General features: G+C 61.8%; 16 protein-coding genes and 1 pseudogene. 12 read left to right on the forward strand and 5 right to left on the reverse strand.

The genetic code is table 11. The annotated features are described in order from the left end of the window. Position 1 precedes the first annotated feature (1 nt). Genes ligA through smc form a run of 3 tightly spaced genes read right to left on the reverse strand, consistent with a single transcriptional unit; the run spans position 2 to position 6,876 of the window. Positions 2 to 2,089, reverse strand: coding sequence for an NAD-dependent DNA ligase LigA (gene ligA / locus NMQ16_RS15505; RefSeq protein WP_257081767.1), 2,088 nt, complete (start codon positions 2,087 to 2,089; stop codon positions 2 to 4). Next, a complete protein-coding gene (locus tag NMQ16_RS15510; protein WP_257081768.1) occupies positions 2,089 to 3,309 on the reverse strand; it encodes a cell division protein ZipA C-terminal FtsZ-binding domain-containing protein in 1,221 nt (406 codons plus the stop codon). The genes ligA and NMQ16_RS15510 overlap by 1 nt, the downstream gene beginning before the upstream one ends. A 24-nt stretch (positions 3,310 to 3,333) precedes the next feature. Next, a complete protein-coding gene (gene smc, locus NMQ16_RS15515) occupies positions 3,334 to 6,876 on the reverse strand; it encodes a chromosome segregation protein SMC (protein ID WP_257081769.1) in 3,543 nt (1,180 codons plus the stop codon). A 304-nt stretch (positions 6,877 to 7,180) separates the two neighbouring features. On the opposite strand from smc, the gene NMQ16_RS15520 reads away from it, so the two are divergent. From NMQ16_RS15520 to NMQ16_RS15550, 7 genes are all read left to right on the forward strand, one after another. Further along, complete coding sequence (locus NMQ16_RS15520; protein WP_257081770.1) at positions 7,181 to 7,435, forward strand: Arc family DNA-binding protein; 255 nt, start codon at positions 7,181 to 7,183, stop codon at positions 7,433 to 7,435. After that, complete coding sequence (locus tag NMQ16_RS15525; protein WP_257081771.1) at positions 7,432 to 7,851, forward strand: type II toxin-antitoxin system VapC family toxin; 420 nt, start codon at positions 7,432 to 7,434, stop codon at positions 7,849 to 7,851. The genes NMQ16_RS15520 and NMQ16_RS15525 overlap by 4 nt, the downstream gene beginning before the upstream one ends. Positions 7,852 to 8,453: 602 nt before the next feature. Next, a complete protein-coding gene (locus NMQ16_RS15530; RefSeq protein ID WP_257081772.1) occupies positions 8,454 to 8,783 on the forward strand; it encodes a hypothetical protein in 330 nt (109 codons plus the stop codon). 94 nt (positions 8,784 to 8,877) lie between these two features. Continuing rightward, entirely contained in the window at positions 8,878 to 9,315 is a 438-nt protein-coding gene (locus NMQ16_RS15535) for a DUF6714 family protein (protein WP_257081773.1), read from the forward strand. Between the two features lie 364 nt (positions 9,316 to 9,679). Further along, the gene (locus NMQ16_RS15540; RefSeq protein WP_257081774.1) at positions 9,680 to 10,195 is read left to right on the forward strand and encodes a hypothetical protein; all 516 of its coding nucleotides are present in this window, start codon (positions 9,680 to 9,682) and stop codon (positions 10,193 to 10,195) included. Positions 10,196 to 10,426: 231 nt separating this feature from the next. Beyond that, positions 10,427 to 11,044: a GNAT family N-acetyltransferase gene (locus tag NMQ16_RS15545; protein WP_257081775.1), complete on the forward strand. Its 618-nt coding sequence runs from the start codon at positions 10,427 to 10,429 to the stop codon at positions 11,042 to 11,044. A 36-nt stretch (positions 11,045 to 11,080) separates the two neighbouring features. Beyond that, complete coding sequence (locus NMQ16_RS15550; protein WP_257081776.1) at positions 11,081 to 11,497, forward strand: acyl carrier protein; 417 nt, start codon at positions 11,081 to 11,083, stop codon at positions 11,495 to 11,497. A gap of 194 nt (positions 11,498 to 11,691) precedes the next feature. Here NMQ16_RS15550 and NMQ16_RS15555 read toward each other — a convergent pair whose 3' ends face one another. Both NMQ16_RS15555 and NMQ16_RS15560 read right to left on the reverse strand, forming a co-directional pair. Beyond that, entirely contained in the window at positions 11,692 to 12,579 is an 888-nt protein-coding gene (locus NMQ16_RS15555) for a hypothetical protein (RefSeq protein WP_257081777.1), read from the reverse strand. Between the two features lie 229 nt (positions 12,580 to 12,808). Next, positions 12,809 to 13,222: pseudogene (locus NMQ16_RS15560) on the reverse strand (integrase core domain-containing protein); the annotation flags it as partial. A gap of 197 nt (positions 13,223 to 13,419) precedes the next feature. On the opposite strand from NMQ16_RS15560, the gene NMQ16_RS15565 reads away from it, so the two are divergent. From NMQ16_RS15565 to NMQ16_RS15585, 5 genes are all read left to right on the forward strand, one after another. Then, positions 13,420 to 13,680, forward strand: coding sequence for an addiction module antitoxin (locus NMQ16_RS15565; RefSeq protein ID WP_257081778.1), 261 nt, complete (start codon positions 13,420 to 13,422; stop codon positions 13,678 to 13,680). 4 nt (positions 13,681 to 13,684) lie between these two features. Then, positions 13,685 to 13,999 carry a type II toxin-antitoxin system RelE/ParE family toxin gene (locus tag NMQ16_RS15570; protein ID WP_257081779.1) on the forward strand — a complete coding sequence of 105 codons (315 nt, stop codon included), beginning with the start codon at positions 13,685 to 13,687 and terminating at the stop codon, positions 13,997 to 13,999. A gap of 102 nt (positions 14,000 to 14,101) precedes the next feature. Next, positions 14,102 to 14,485, forward strand: coding sequence for a hypothetical protein (locus NMQ16_RS15575; RefSeq protein ID WP_257081780.1), 384 nt, complete (start codon positions 14,102 to 14,104; stop codon positions 14,483 to 14,485). 287 nt (positions 14,486 to 14,772) lie between these two features. Further along, positions 14,773 to 15,045 (forward strand): AbrB/MazE/SpoVT family DNA-binding domain-containing protein, encoded by a 273-nt coding sequence (locus tag NMQ16_RS15580; RefSeq protein WP_257081781.1) that lies wholly within the window; start codon positions 14,773 to 14,775, stop codon positions 15,043 to 15,045. Then, the gene (locus NMQ16_RS15585; RefSeq protein WP_257081782.1) at positions 15,045 to 15,482 is read left to right on the forward strand and encodes a type II toxin-antitoxin system VapC family toxin; all 438 of its coding nucleotides are present in this window, start codon (positions 15,045 to 15,047) and stop codon (positions 15,480 to 15,482) included. The genes NMQ16_RS15580 and NMQ16_RS15585 overlap by 1 nt, the downstream gene beginning before the upstream one ends. Positions 15,483 to 15,525: the final 43 nt, after the last annotated feature.

The raw sequence follows: 15,525 nt of genomic DNA on the forward strand, positions 1-15,525 counted from the left end.
CTTATGACTCCCTGTTGCCGAGCAGCGACTGCAGCCCGGATTCATCGAGAATGGTAATCCCCAGTTCTTGCGCTTTTGTGAGTTTGGAGCCGGCATCCGTGCCAGCCACCACAAAATCCGTCTTTTTCGAGACCGAACCCGCCACTTTCGCGCCCGCCGCTTCGAGCAGATCCTTCGCTTCGTCGCGCGACAGCGTCGGCAGCGCGCCGGTCAGCACCACCGTCTTGCCGACCAGCGGGCCGCTGGCCACCTGCATTTCGCCCTCTTCCCACAGGATGCCGCAGGCACGCAGCTGTTCGACCACTTCGCGGTTGTGCGGCTGCGCGAAAAAGCGGTGAATGCTCGCCGCCACCACCGGCCCGACGTCCGGTACCTGCGCCAGTTCGGCTTCGCTGGCGTCCATGATGCGGTCCATGCTGCCCAGATGACGCGCCAGATCCTTCGCCGTCGCCTCGCCGACATGGCGGATGCCGAGCGCGAACAGGAAGCGGCCGAGCGTCGTCGTCTTCGACTTCTCCAGCGCGGCAACCAGATTTTCAGCCGACTTTTCCGCCATCCGGTCCAGTTCGGCCAGCTTCAGCACACCCAGCCGGTACAGGTCGGGCAGGCTGCGGATCAGGCCTCCGTCGACCAGTTGCTCGACCAGTTTGTCGCCCAGCCCCTCGACGTCCATCGCCCGCCGCCCGGCGAAATGCAGCAAGGCCTGTTTGCGCTGCGCTGCGCAATACAGCCCGCCGGTGCAGCGGTGATCGATTTCGCCTTCCTCGCGCACCACGTCGGAACCGCACACCGGGCAGTTCATCGGCATGGAGAATGCCCGCGCGTGCGGCGGCCGTCTGTCCGACAACACCGACACGACTTCGGGAATCACGTCGCCGGCGCGGCGCACGACGACCGTGTCACCGACATGAACGTCCTTGCGGCGGATTTCGGATTCGTTATGCAGAGTGGCATTGGTGACCGTCACACCGCCGACGAACACCGGCGCCAGCCGCGCCACCGGAGTCAGCTTGCCGGTGCGGCCGACCTGCACCTCAATGTCCTGCACCGTGGTCAGCGCTTCCTGCGCCGGGTACTTGTGCGCCACCGCCCAACGCGGCTCGCGCGTCACGAAACCGAGCTTCTGCTGCAGCGCCAGGCTGTTCACCTTGTACACCACACCGTCGATGTCGAACGGCAGGCCCGAGCGCGCCTCGGCGATGCGCGCATGAAAGGCGGCCAGCGCGTCGGCGCCGCTGCAGACCGCGCGGTGTTCGCACACCGGCAGGCCGAAGGCGGCGAGCGCGTCGAGCACGCCCGCATGGGTGGCCGGCACGTTCCAGCCCTGCACCTCACCGAGACCATAGGCGAAGAACGACAGCGGGCGCCGCGCCGCGATGGCCGGGTCGAGCTGACGGATGCTGCCGGCCGCGGCATTGCGCGGATTGACCAGCGTCTTTTCCCCCGCCGCGTCGGCGCGCAGGTTGAAGGCATCGAAACGGTCGCGCCGCATGTAGACCTCACCGCGCACTTCAAGCACTTCGGGCAAGCCGGGCGCATCGAACAGCGAGGGCGGCTGTGAAGGCGAATGTGAAGACGGCTGCGGCACCAGCGTCAGCGGTACCTCGTGAATGGTCCGTACGTTCTGCGTCACATCCTCACCGGTTTCGCCGTCGCCGCGCGTGGCGGCCAGCACCAGCACGCCGTGCTCGTAGCGCAGATTGATCGCCAGGCCGTCGAACTTCAGTTCGGCTGCGTACTCGACCGGCGGCTGCGTGTCGTCCAGCTTCAGTTCGCGCCGCACGCGCGCGTCGAAATTCAGCGCGCCGGTCGATTCGGTATCGGTTTCGGTACGGATGGACAGCATCGGCACGACATGGCGCACCGGTGCAAAGGCGGGCAGCGGCTTGCCGCCGACCCGCTGCGTCGGCGAGTCAGGCGTGCGCAGCGCCGGGTGTTCCGCTTCGAGCGCCTGCAGTTCGCGGAACAGCCGGTCGTATTCGGCGTCGGGAATCTCCGGCGCATCGAGCTCGTAATACAGGCGGTCGTGCCGGGCGATCTGCGCGCGCAGCGCCGCTGCGCGCTCGGTGGCCGATGCTGCCGAGGGCATCAGCTGAACAGCCGGTTCGCCGATTCGCTGCCCGGCTTGATGCCGAACTGGACCATGCGGGCCTGGAATTCGGCCACCTTGCCGCGGATCAGCGCAAGCGAGGCGGGCGACAGCGGCTGCCGGTTGTCGTCCACCACCTTTGCGCCCAGCGTGTGCGCGAACTGTTCGGCCACCATGACCATGCGGTCGAACTGACGCGCGCCATCGGCCACGGTCGGCACGTCGAGCAGCAACGTGACGCCCTGGGTCTGCAGCGCCTTCATCGTGTCGGCGGAAAACTGTTCGGCATCAAGGCTGCACAGTGTGTAGAGCGTGTTGCCGACATCGTCGCGCGCGTGGAACTGGCCGCCGCTCAGCGTGAAGCCCTGCGCCTCGGCCAGACCGCGCAGCTTGGTGCCGGAAATGAGCGACTCGCCGGCAACCAGATTGAGACCGATCTGCACGTCGACCGATGCGGCGAAACTGTCCAGCTCGCGCGCCCGGCCGAGCAGTTCGCGCACATCCGGAAAATGCACCACCGCCAGGAAGCGGTCGGCCACGCCCTGCAGCGCGTGGGCCAGCGCCGACACCGACGCTTCCGACAGCGCACCGCGTCGATCCGCCAGCTGCACCGCCAGTTCGACCTTCGACAGCGCACCCGCGGTCTGGGCGGTCAGCGGCAACCAGCGGCCGGCATGCTCGTCTCGCCCGCGCAGGCGCATGGTCACGGCAAGGGTCTGCGTGAGGTCATTCCAGGTGCGCTGGAATTCGGTCGCGGCGACTGGGGCTTCGAATTCGATCGTGATCAGCTCTTCCACCTGCGCATCCGCCCAACCATCGACAGCGGCGCCGGCACGCTCGTCGATGGCTGCCGCGGCGGGCGCCGCGTCGGTCCACCCGGCCACCGTCTGCTCTGCTGCAAACGACGTCAGCGGTTCGGTGATGTCGGTCACCGGCTCGTCCGCAAGCATCGGTGCCGGTTCGTCGCGACGCACCGGCTGCGTGGCCGACGGGTCGGACATCGGCGCGGCGTCGTCGCTCAGGTCGAAATCCAGCGTGGGTTCGAGACGCCGCGGCGGCGCGTCCGGCGGATCGATCAGCACGTCGGCATGCGTTTCGCCCAGTGCGCGTTCGGCGGTCTGGCGGTGGCGCTTTTCCTGCCACATGTTGTAGCCGACCACTGCGCCGATGCCCGCCACGCCCAGTGCGATCAATCCGATCTGCAGTTCAGTCAGTTGCATTGATGACCTTCCTCTTTATGTTTTTCAGACGCTGAGCGCTTCGTCGCGCAGCTTCAGCGCCTGTTCCATGTCGACCTCGACCACGCGCGAACACCCGCGCTCCTGCATCGTGACGCCCACCAGTTGTTGCGCCATTTCCATCGTGATCTTGTTGTGGCTGATGAACACGAACTGCGTGGCCGCCGACATGCGCTTGACCATTTCGCAGAAGCGTTCGGTGTTGGTGTCGTCCAGCGGCGCATCGACTTCGTCCAGCATGCAGAACGGCGCCGGATTGAGCTGGAACAGCGCGAACACCAGCGCCGTCGCGGTCAGCGCCTTTTCACCGCCGGACAGCAGCTGGATCGACGCATTGCGCTTGCCCGGCGGCTGCGCGAACACCTGCAGCCCGGCGTCCAGTATCTCGTCGCCGGTCATGACCAGCCGGGCCTCACCGCCGCCGAACAGCTCCGGGAAGATGCGGCCGAACTCGGTATTCACGCGATCATACGTGTCCTTGAGCAGGGCACGGGTTTCGCGGTCCATGCTGCGGATGGCATCTTCCAGCGTGCCGATGGCCTCGCGCAGGTCGGCCGACTGCATGTCCAGATAGCCCTTGCGCTCGGCTGCCTGGGTCAGTTCTTCCAGTGCCGCCAGATTCACCGCGCCGAGCGCCGCGATGTCGCGGTTGAGGCGGGCGATTTCACCATTCAGACTGCCTTCGCGCACGTTTTCCTGTTCGCCTTCGGCAACCAGCGCATCGAGCCGGCCTTCCGGCAGCGTGATTTCGGCCAGGCGTTGAGCGAACTGTTCGGCATTCAGTGCGGCCGCCTGCTGCTTCAGACGGCACTCGGCCAGACGCTCGCGCGCCGGCGCCAGCCGCTGCTCGCTCTGCGCGCGCTGCGCATCGAGGTCGCGCAGCTGCGCCGCCAGCCCTTCCTGCGTGTCGCGGCAGGTGGCCAGCACCTGTTCACGTGCGCGGCGGGCGTCCAGCGTCTGCTGCAGCGTGGCGTCGATGCTGCGCTCGTCGATCTGCGCGAATTCGTCGCGCCGCAGCGCGCATTCGAGTTCGGCGTTTTCGAGCTGGGTGCGCGCGACCGACAGGTTGTTCGCCAGATCGGTCAGCCGGCTGGCGCATTCGCGCTGCGAAAAACCGGCTTCCTGCACCTCGCGCGCCGCCGCCTGATCGGCAAAGCGCGCCTCGCGCAGCGTGCCGTCGGCGCTCTTGTGCGCATCGAGCGCGGCGTCGAGCCGGTTGCGCTGCACATCGATCAGTTCGCGTGCGCGCTCGATCTCGATTTCGGCGCGCGCCAGATGCGCCTGTTCGGTCTGTTCCGCCTGATCCACTTCGGCGCGGTCGCGCTCCAGGGCGGCGCGCTGCTCGTCGAAACGCGACACCGCCTGGCCGAGCTTGATCTGTTCCACCTGCGCGGTGTGCGCCGCCTGGGTCAGCGACTGCTGCTCGCGCCGCGCCGCCGCCTGTTCTTCGTGGGCCGCGGCCAGCGCCGCCTCGGCTTCGCGAAGCGCCTCGCGCGCCTCGGCCAGCGCGGCCTCGGCCATGTCGATGTCGCGGCCCAGTTGTTCGATGTCGCGCGCGCGCTCCAGCACGCCATGCGTGCGCGCGTCGGGTGCATACAGCGTGAGCGACGCACCCTGGGCGACGCGGCCCTGGCGGTCGACCTGGGCCGCACCACCCTGGGCCGCTCCGTCCTGTGTCGAACTCCCCTGCGCCGGCAGCGCCAGCACCTCGACGGCCGCCACCGGGCCGAGCCACAGATCGAGCAGCGCGTCCCAGCGCGCGTCGAGGGACTGCACGCGGTGGCGCAGGCTGTCGGCCGAAAGCGGCGTGCGCGCGTCGGCGCCCGGCAGCGCGAGAGTCAGCGTCTGCGGTGCGGCACCGGCCGCACCGGCGGCGGCCAGCGTGTCGGGCGAGATGGCGTCGAGCGCGCCCAGGCGCTCGCGCAGCACGGCTTCGACGGCCAGCTCCCAGCCGGCCTCGACCTTGATGGCCTGCCACAGCGGTCGAGCGTCCTGCAGGCCGAGCGCCGCCAGCCAGGGCGCGAGCTTGCCGTCGCTCTGCGTCTTGCGCTGCAGCTCGACCAGCGCGTCGCGCCGGGCGCGGGTTTCGGTCAGCGTGCGGGTGGTGGCGCGCTCGCCGTCCTGCGCATTGCGCACCGCGCCCTGCAGCTGCGGCACGGCGATCTGCGCGGCCTGCATGCGTTGCTGCGCGGCTTCGACCGCCGCCTGCAATTCCTCAAGCCGCGCCTGCGCCAGCGACAGCGCTGCGCGGTCCGGCTCGATCAATTGCGCCGCGTCGTGCGCGATGCGCTCGCGCCGGCCGGCCAGCGAATGCAGCATGCGGCCGGCGTTCGCGCGGTGGGTTTCTTCCACCTTGAGCTGCTGTTCGACCGCCGCCAGCTCACGCCGCGCCTCGGTCGCCAGTTGCTCCGCCTCCTGAAACGCGGCTTCGGCTTCCGGCAGCAGCGCACGTGTCGTGTCGTGCCGCGCTTCGGCCTGTTCGATGCGGTGGGCGGCGTGCTCGGCCAATGTGGTCCAGCGCGCAGTGTCGCTTTCGATGCTTTCGATGCGCGCGCGCCAGTTCGCCACCTCGCCATCGAGCTGGGCGATGCGCGCCGCGAGCTTCTGGCGGTTTTCCGCCGCGCGCCGCAGATCGTCTTCCAGCCGGCTGGCTTCGGCGTTGGCGGTCAGCAGTTCGGCCTGCGCCGCATGCACCGCCTCGGAACTGGCGAAATGTTCGGTACGGATGCGCTCCAGCGCCGCCTCGTGGTGGCGCAGTGCCGCGGTTTCGCGTTCGATGTCGTTTTCGATGCGGCCGGCGTCGCCGGCCAGCGTGTCGGCCTCGGCCGCCGCGGCGCGCTGCTTCATCGCCCACAGCAGCGCCTGACGCTCGACCAGCCGGGTATTCAGTTCGGTGTGGCGGGCGGCGACTTCCGCCTGCTTCTGCAAGCGCTCGATGCGGCTGCCCAGTTCTCCGACGATGTCGTCGAGCCGCACCAGATTGTCGCGCGCGTCGTCCAGCCGGCCCTGCGTTTCGCGGCGTCGCTCGCGGTACTTGGTGATGCCGGCCGCCTCTTCGAGAAAGGCGCGCAGCTCTTCCGGCCGCGCCTCGATGATGCGGGTGATCATGCCCTGCTCGATGATGGCGTAGGCGCGCGGGCCCAGGCCGGTACCGAGGAACACGTCGATCACGTCGCGCCGGCGCACCCGCGTGTTGTTGATGAAGTAGTCCGACTGGCCGTCGCGCTCAAGCACCCGCTTGACCGCGATTTCGGCGTACTGCGACCACTGCCCGGCCGCCCTGCCCTGGTCGTTGTCGAACACCAGTTCGACCGACGCCCGCCCGACCGGCTTGCGCGTGCCCGAGCCATTGAAGATGACGTCGGTCATCGCATCGCCGCGCAGCGCCGACGCCCGCGACTCGCCGAGCACCCAGCGCACCGCATCGATGATGTTGGACTTGCCGCAGCCATTCGGCCCCACCACGCCGACCAGCTGGCCGGGCATCAGGATGGTGGTCGGATCGACGAAAGTCTTGAAGCCGGCGAGTTTGAGTTTGGACAGTCGCACGGGACGGCGGCGGGGGGCGGATGTAGGGCTAAAAACCGGCTGAATGATATCACTCGGGGCCTCATGGCCCGGCCAGCCTAGAGTTCGATGCGCTGTATCGAGCGTGAAAGTGCGCGCCGTCAGGCGGTCACTGCAGGACTTTGACCTCAGATACCGGCCCGCTTGCAACGGCGGGCCCCGTTGCGACGTCAGTCAGCGAGGCGCGGGCTTACGAACCCGAGATGGGCAGAGGAAGCCGCGTGGCCCTTGTTCGCTGCATGCAAAAGTATAAACTGCATGCATTCAATCCAGCGGTGCGATGAACATGGCCATGCTTACCGTACGCAACCTTCCCGACGCCGTGCACCGAGCACTGCGCATGCGCGCTGTCACCCACGGCCGCAGCATGGAGGCCGAGATACGGCACATTCTGGAATCTGCCGTGGCCCCGGAGGGCCGCGTGAAGTTGGGGTCGCTGTTGGCGGACATCGGTCGTGAAGCCGGTCTGACCGATGACGAGTTGGGCATCCTCGATCAGGTGCGCGACCCGACGCCGTCCCGTCCGGTCAGCTTCGAATGATCCTGCTCGACACCAACGTGGTGTTGGAGCCGCTGCGTCACACGCCTGATATCCGGGTGATCGCGTGGATCGACGCCCAGGCGCTGGAAACACTTTTCCTGTCCGCCATTACCGTGGCCGAGCTGCGCACCGGCGTTGCGCTGCTGCCGACAGGCAAACGGCGCTCTGTGTTGCAGGAAAATCTTGAACAGCGCGTTCTGCCGCTGTTCGCCGGCCGCGTCCTGCCCTTCGACCTGGGCAGCACAGGCGCCTATGCGGAACGGATCGCGCTGGCGCGGGCTGCCGGATATGCCATCGCCACGGCAGACGCCTGCATCGCCGCAATCGCGGTCGCGAACGGCCTTTCGGTCGCCACCCGCGATACCCGCCCCTTCGAAGCCGCCGGCGTCGCGGTCATCAACCCGTGGCAATGGTGATCTGGGGTCTGCCGTTACCCGTGCCGCGAAAAATCCAGCCCGGCCGATGCGTGGCGTTCACCCTGCGGTGCCATGGCAGCGGGCGTCAGGACATCCGCTGATCACGGCTATGGTGGACGCTGATTTACGCCCTTGAACACGTCCATCGTGCTGCTGACGTTTTTTGCGGTATTTTAATGGCATGAAGAAACAGCATGAGTCAATGTAAGTATATGAAAAAAAAAGACTATCGATCCGGCGGACCGTCATTGTTATGCGTCACCGTCCGGAGTTATGCTGCAAAACTGCGCCAGAAAACAAAGTTAGACCTACCTATGCGATCGGTAACTCGCACCCAAGAATGGTTTCTCGCTGATCCAAGGACACGAAAATGGATTACCCAGTGCGTGGCGTGTCAGCAGTACGGGCGAAAGGCAAATACACCTGCAACCATCCCGAAAGTAAATTTCGAAGAGATGTTCCCCGTCCAGGAACTCAATAAATTTGGCCAATGCGAAAGGTGTGCGGCACATGCCGGCAAGGTCTAACCCTGCGCTCAACACGGACGACCTACATGCCGCTTCGCGGCATTCCGGTCGCCGGTTAGCTCCACGTTGTGCCGCATGATCTTCGCCGTTGAAACCGAGGAGCTGACGCTCATCGCCTTCACTGGTCAAGCAGAGGCGGTCGCGTATTGCGAGGGCCTCGACGTTGAAGCTGCCGTTTGGCTCTTTTGGAACGATCGTGGCGAGCCACTGGAGCCGCAGTTTTCAGTTCCTAACAAGCGTGGTCTGTTCGGGTCGAGTAACGGCACCTACTCGCTTGTTGCTGCGTCCCCCAATCACCATGCCCATTTGTCGGAAGCGCTGGACGAGGTGCAGAATTTTGAATCCGCTGCCCCGTTCAACTCGGTTCAAGGTCTTCGGGCCTATCTGGAGAATGGCAATGCATAAGGGGTCAGCGGTCCGCAAGCGGCACAACTTTTCGCTCCAGCGGACGGCTTCGCCGGCCGCTGAGCTTCGACGTTAGACCGCACAGGTGACAGCCGTGTCTTCTCAGGTTATTGACCAACTACAGGCGGCTTTTCCGCAGCGTAGGGTGGTCGACGTCATCACCCCGCATGAGTGCGACGAATGTGCCGCCATTCGTTCCGCTCTGGCCGGTCGGACGTGGTCCGAGGTGCCCAGTTCCTTTGCCGAGGAGTACTGCGGCAGTCTTCCCCTGTTGTCACCTGATGCCTACAACGCGTACCTGCCAGTGTGGCTTCGCGCCGCCGTTGAGAATCCCGACGGCGACGCGGCAGCGATGGTCCCGATCAACCTCGCGGACGAACCGATCAAAGAGGCTTTTACACCCGAGCAGGTCGACGCCCTGATTGCGGTCGTGGAGTACGTCGCGACACACAACGTTTTTGGCTCTGACGATCCCATCAATCTTGAGAAGCTGGCGAAAGTCCAATCTGAGTGGGGGCGTCGTGCGGTCTAACAGGTCGTTCGACGCGGACACGCAACGGCATTGCGCCGCAAGCCGTGCTGGTGAGCGTACGACTCGCGGCGCAATGCCGTTGCGCGCCGGTCAACTCCGACGTTAGCCGCCTGTCAATCCTGCTCTGACGTGGTCATATCCTTGTCATTAGTCTCTGCTAAGGGTTGCAACTCCACTGCCCGCATCCGTACCACATTCAATGTTGTAGTCACTCTTCATGAAAGCTCCTCAAATGAAGCGACTTTTTCACTCCATCTATCTTTGTTTATTGCTAGTTTTCGAGTCACCGCAAATTTCTGCGAATGCCATACTATTTTATGCTAGCTCCCCTATGAGTTGGGTCGGTGGGGGCGAGTCAATTTACTTGACTGACGCAGACCCTTTCGATTTTATTGTAGGTAGAACATATGACCATGGTATTTCAATAATGGTAAATGACTACCAACATAACTCAATATCCCACCCTCAGAGAGATTGGTTCTTGTTGTTTTCAGACCCATACAACCTTCCCTTAGTGTTGGGGCACTATGATGACGTAGCCCGTCATCCATTTAATCCCATCGGAACACCGGGAATGGATATTTTCGGAAACGGTCGGGGCAACACTATCATCGGAGGTTTCTTCGAAGTGTTAGAGGTCGAGTATGGTCAGCCTTCTGGAATATTTGACCTTCCAGAAATTGAAAAACTCGCGATTGACTTCACGATGCTCGATGAAAGTGACTCAAACAAGTGGATGGTTGGTAGTTTTCGTTTCAATTCAGCGATACCAACGTTAAGTATTCCAGAGCCTCCCACGCTTGGATTGATTGGCTTTGTATTAGCGATTTCTGTGCTAAGAGGCTCTCGATCGAATAGGCGTATGAGCGCCGCAAACTAACATGGCGCTTAAATAGGACGGGCCAAAATTCCGGCCCGCCCCTTAGCTCTACGTTGGGCCCCTTAGGAATGGAAGCAGCACGGCTATGCGCATTTCAATTGCGTCAGCAGCCCTAGTCGGCGCACTTCATTGTAGTTCGTTCGCGGTGGCTGGGTGCTACAGTGATTTCGACTATGGCTATTAGATTTTTAGGTCTCCAATGATCATTGATATCTGTTGAGGGTTGAGTAAGTGAGAGAACTAGAAGAGAGCGGAAACATAAAGCTCATAGAAACTGAACCCAGCAGCCTCACCGAGTTCAAATCTGCCTTGCAGGATTCCTTCCGTGTGTCGGCAGAGGCAGACTTTGGGCACCTACTTGAAGAACCAATTCCCTCTGACGAAGATATTGAAAAGTCATTCAACGCCACGGGAGCCGTTACTTACTGGATCATGGCAGACGAACAACGTGTTGGGGGCGCTGTTGTAGTGATAGACCAAATGAGCGGACTGAACTCCTTGTCATTCTTGTTCATAGCGACTAGCCACCAGAGTCAAGGGTTGGGGCTGAAAGCCTGGAAAACGATCGAAAAAGAATTTCCTTTTACCAAAGTCTGGGAAACTGTTACTCCATATTTCGAGAAAAGAAATATTCACTTCTATGTGAATAAGTGTGGTTTCAAAATTGTCGAGTTCTACAACAAGTACCATCCAGACCCTCATCAGAATTCACGCCGAATTCATGACGAAGGAGATGACGATGAGATGTTTAGGTTTGAGAAAATAATGGAAGACTCAGGTGCTCTTAAACGCGAAGCCCAACCCGGCGCTCAACCCCGCTCGCTTTGCTCGTTGGACGCTGCGCGATAAAGCCGCGCAGCGCCGGTTAGCTCTACGTTCGGCGTCATGAAAACGGCACTCGGAATCGCAGTCCTCGCTCTTACTGTTGGGGCCTGGTTCTTCTTTGAAAGGCGACGAGTGGATAGGGAGTTCGAAAACACGTTTTGTGGTAGAGAGTCGCTATCGAATGACGACTTCTATGCAGCGTTTTATAACGACTCCGGCATAGCGCGCGAGATAGTAACCGGAGTGAGGCAAATCATTGCAGACGAGCTCCAATTTGATGTATCCAGAATGACCCCCGTTGATGACTTCTCGCGTAACTTGCGGTTCCTGCTAGACAGCGACTCAATGATTGATGTTGCTCTTGTCGAAGCACTTGAAAAGCGCTTCGAAATTGAGATCTCGGACAAGGAGACGGAAGACATCAAAACTGTCCACGAAATCATCACTTTCGTGCACGGAAAGACTCTGTCCGCATGACGCCGAACCAATCATTCCAGCGGACCGGTAACAATAGGGGACGCACCACGAATAACATCTTATTTATCGAAATCGTGGTCTGTCCCCAATGCCGTTTCCTATCTTTATCAGTTCTCTTTTCAGGCTGAGGCGAGAAAACTCGTCATACCATCGGCGAGCACCTTCGACCAATTCGGCACGATTGACGGATTCACTCATTTCCTGACTCCAAAGACAAGGCTTTCAAGGGATGATTTCAGATCAATCTTCGCGCCGGCAGGGTCCTCGTTTTCGCAGTTCGTTCCGGCAAGATAGCGCTTTACTTGCTGTGACGGAGCCAGGAACTCCCGCTGGATTAACCCGGCCACGGCCTGCGCATCTCCGACGACGGTGTTTGCCTTGCTAATGGCCCAACTTTCAAGAATCCAGCACCAAGCTACGCCATCGGCCTTCTCCACGCCTTCACCGGCAGCGTATGCGAACGCCAAGCGCAACCGGCAAATCAGACACCCCTTTTTCGCCCCTTTGAGATTCCATTGCACCCGTGCCGCGGCGTCATTTTGGTATTGGTAGTTGCCCCAGTCGCCCATACAGCTTGGGTGCCCATCTAGGGCAGCTTTTTCAAGCATCTGATAACGAGTCGGCTCGTCCGGCTCCGGTGGCGGCAGGATACTGAACTCCTCGCGCAACATAGGTTCGGCGTTCCAAACAAGGCATTGGGCCGAGGGATCTCCAGCCAGTGCAAGCAACTTGACGCGCCGCCACAACTTCGGTACGTCCGTCTCGACACGCGGTACTCCTCCCGCTCCCAGGTTGAAGATGTTTTCCGCCAAGAAAGCGATCTCGAACCCTTCCTTGGCCATTTCGTGAACCCGCGCAGCACGTGGATGATCGATGGTCGGCGGCCCTTCTCGACGAGTGTCAAACTCGTTGAAAAACGCCACATCCAGTTGCGCCCGCCGCTCGGGCGAAAGCAACTTAGCCTTGGCGGCATCAAACGGCGGCATGTCCGGTGACTGCGCCGAGCAGGCCGCAGTTGTCATCACGAGACCGCCGAGCAAGTAAAGTGTGCGCAGAACTTTATTCATTTCCTCTGGTGTCATCAAAAAATCGTTGTACTTTTAAAACAGTGGGGGCTTTCGATGGTTCACGAAGACTGGGTGTAGAAAACGAATTTCTACCATTCGAAATTCATAATAAATTTCCTTTGCTCAGCCTTCTCTCGCAGAGAGCCGCGACTATCCATTTCAATACCCTCCATTTTTCAAGTCCTCTAACTGACAATCAAATATGTTCCAGGATATGACCTGCCCCGATTCTTCGGACCACGAATTACTTGAGAGAAGTGGCTTCGTGGTCCTTGCCTGACAGGGATTCGACGAACTGCGCCGGGGTCAGGTAGCCCAGTGCAGAGTGCGGTCGTACTGCGTTGTAATGGCACCGCCACTGTTCGATCACGACCCGCGCTTCTGTGCGGTTCCGGAAGTATTCCATCGACAGGCACTCGTCGCGAAACTTGCCGTTGAAACTCTCATCGGTACCGTTCTGCCACGGCTTGCCCGGCTGCGACAGCGCCATCTGCAAGCCCTCGTCCGCGGCCCACTGCAACAACCGGGTCGAGACGAACTCCGGGCCATTGTCCGAGCGCAGAAACTTCGGCGCACCGCGTTCGCTGATCAGCCGGCTCAGTACCTCGACTACACGCTCAGAACGAATGCTGCCCGCCACATCAATCGCCAGTGCCTCTGACCTGCCCCGATTCTTCGAACCACGAATTACTTGAGAAACGTGGCTTCGTGACCCAAGCCGTGGCGAAGCGTCGCCATCGACACTGCGGGCGTGATGGCGTACCCGAAGCCGGCTGTAAAAATGAAGGCAGCAGTCACTTGCCCGCGTATTCATTATTGAGTATTTTGAACACGGTCACCGCAACAGGAGCCCCCATGTCCCGGACCACTACGACAACCATGACGGTTCGCCTCAGCGGGCCGCTCAGCGATTTCGTCGCCGCCAACGTGGGCGAGCATGGCGACTACGAAAACGTCAGCGAGTACGTTCGGGACCTGATTCGCCGCGACAAGGAACGCAAGGAGCAGGAAGCCTTCCACCGGCTGAAGGCCGAACTGGATCATGCCTTTGCCGCTCCGGAGACCTCGTACCGCCTGCTGTCGGCCGCCGATGTAATCGCACGCAACCGGGGCTGAAGGCGTGGCCGGAGTCCGGATCCAGGAGGCTGCGTCCTGGCGGCTCGATGATATCTACCGCTACACGCGCGATCGCTGGGGCACAGAACAGGCGAATCAGTACATCACCGGAATGTTCGAGGCTTTCGATGGCATCGAAACCCATCGGACATCGTCCAGACCTATCCCCGCCGAGTTGGGCATCGAAGGCTACTTCTTCCACTACGAACGACATGTCGTCTATTGGCGCAGGCTGTCGAACGGCGACATCGGCATCGTCACCATCCTGCACGAGCGGATGCACCAGATCGACCGCTTCCGGGACGACTTCGCTTCATGACTGCACAGGCCAGAAAATCGGGGAAGCGATTGCGGTGTCCGCCGACTCCCCTGGCAGGAAACGCAATCTATCCTTATTGACCCTGTCTTGACGTTCACAACCATGCGAAACAACGACCGAACAGACGACGAGCAGGACGGGGACATTTCGGATGATCCCCGTCTGAGCGCCATCGACCGCGATCTGGCGTCGGTCGGCAAGCGGAACGACAACCTGCTTCTGGTCATCCTGCTGATGCTGGTTCCGCTGGCCTTTGTGTACGAGCGGTCCGGATTCAAAGGTGTCTGGCTTGACGCGGTTTTTCTGGGGCTGCTTTTCGGGGCCATCGGCTACTTGATTTTCCGGGTGGCGCGCCAGAAGCAAAGGGTTGCCGCAAGGTACGGCCTGGTATGCCGGGCGTGCGGGGAGAAGCCCAGGGCACACATGGTTCTTTCTGCCGCCATGACGCAGCATTGCGCACGATGCGGCGCGAAGTTGAGGGGCTGATTTGGCAGACGATTCGGTCTTGCTTACAGCGCGCTCAACAGCTCGGTCTTCACGACCGCGGCGGCTCAGGGTGCAGCCGCCCGAAACGGGCGCACGACGCCCGATGTCCATTTGAGCTTCGAATCGGCGCACCCGTTGTTTGTGGAACTGACGCCTGCACAGCTGGATCTGCTCGATACGCTTCGCCGCGTCGATGCCATGCGTTCAAGTGCGAAAACCGTCTCCGTTGTTCCGGTTGCCGCCCTCCGGTAGGATTCTTACTTCCAATTCCTACTCGTGAGAATGCGATGCTCGTCACCGAAAAGGGACAGGTCACCATCCCCAAGCACATACGCGACGCCGCAGGCGTTGCGCCGGGCAGCGAGGTGACGTTCAGCCTTGAAGGCAGCAGGATCGTCATCACGCCTGTCGGTACACGCGTCAAAGAAGACCGCCGCGTTCAGCTCAAGGCCGCCGCTGCGCGGGTACGCGGCAGTATGGGTGCAGAATTCAGGCCGATGGGCGCCGACGAAATCATGCGTTTCATCCGCGGCGACGACCCCACCGACGGTGCCGCATAGTGGTACTCCCCAGCCTTGCCAGCTATGACGGTTCGGCCGGCGTGCTGGTCGATACGAATGTCTGGGTGGACTGCATAGACGATGCCAGCCCCTGGCATGAGTGGGCCGTGGAGCAATTGCAGCGCTGCAGCGAGCGATCCCCCCTGCACGTGAACATCGTCATCTACACCGAACTGCTGATTCCCGACCCGGACATTGGCGCGCTGGATGCAATGCTGGATATCTATGGCACCTCGCGGACACCCTTGCCGTGGGCCGCATCCTCCCTCGCAGCCGCTGCCTATGCACTGTATCGGCGCCGCGGCGGCGCCAGAGATACACCGCTTCCCGACTTCTTCATTGGCGCCCATGCCGCAGTGTCCAATCTGCGCGTTCTGACCCGCGACCCGAAGCCCTACCGGAATTACTTCGCACGGCTCGAAGTCATCGCCCCCTGATCAGCGACTCACCGACCCGGCCCGAGTGCATCGAAGAGTGCAT

The organism is Methyloversatilis sp. XJ19-49 (genome assembly GCF_024580145.1).
Lineage (GTDB): Bacteria > Pseudomonadota > Gammaproteobacteria > Burkholderiales > Rhodocyclaceae > Methyloversatilis.

What these genes read in the sequence shown, in the direction of transcription:
- NMQ16_RS15575 (WP_257081780.1), top strand. Translation starts at nt 14,102, where the DNA reads ATGCGAAACAACGACCGAACAGACGACGAGCAGGACGGGGACATTTCG.
- NMQ16_RS15580 (WP_257081781.1), top strand. Translation starts at nt 14,773, where the DNA reads ATGCTCGTCACCGAAAAGGGACAGGTCACCATCCCCAAGCACATACGC.
- NMQ16_RS15525 (WP_257081771.1), top strand. Translation starts at nt 7,432, where the DNA reads ATGATCCTGCTCGACACCAACGTGGTGTTGGAGCCGCTGCGTCACACG.
- NMQ16_RS15555 (WP_257081777.1), bottom strand. Translation starts at nt 12,579, where the DNA reads ATGACACCAGAGGAAATGAATAAAGTTCTGCGCACACTTTACTTGCTC.
- ligA (WP_257081767.1), bottom strand. Translation starts at nt 2,089, where the DNA reads ATGCCCTCGGCAGCATCGGCCACCGAGCGCGCAGCGGCGCTGCGCGCG.
- NMQ16_RS15520 (WP_257081770.1), top strand. Translation starts at nt 7,181, where the DNA reads ATGGCCATGCTTACCGTACGCAACCTTCCCGACGCCGTGCACCGAGCA.
- NMQ16_RS15530 (WP_257081772.1), top strand. Translation starts at nt 8,454, where the DNA reads ATGATCTTCGCCGTTGAAACCGAGGAGCTGACGCTCATCGCCTTCACT.
- NMQ16_RS15510 (WP_257081768.1), bottom strand. Translation starts at nt 3,309, where the DNA reads ATGCAACTGACTGAACTGCAGATCGGATTGATCGCACTGGGCGTGGCG.
- NMQ16_RS15565 (WP_257081778.1), top strand. Translation starts at nt 13,420, where the DNA reads ATGTCCCGGACCACTACGACAACCATGACGGTTCGCCTCAGCGGGCCG.
- NMQ16_RS15550 (WP_257081776.1), top strand. Translation starts at nt 11,081, where the DNA reads ATGAAAACGGCACTCGGAATCGCAGTCCTCGCTCTTACTGTTGGGGCC.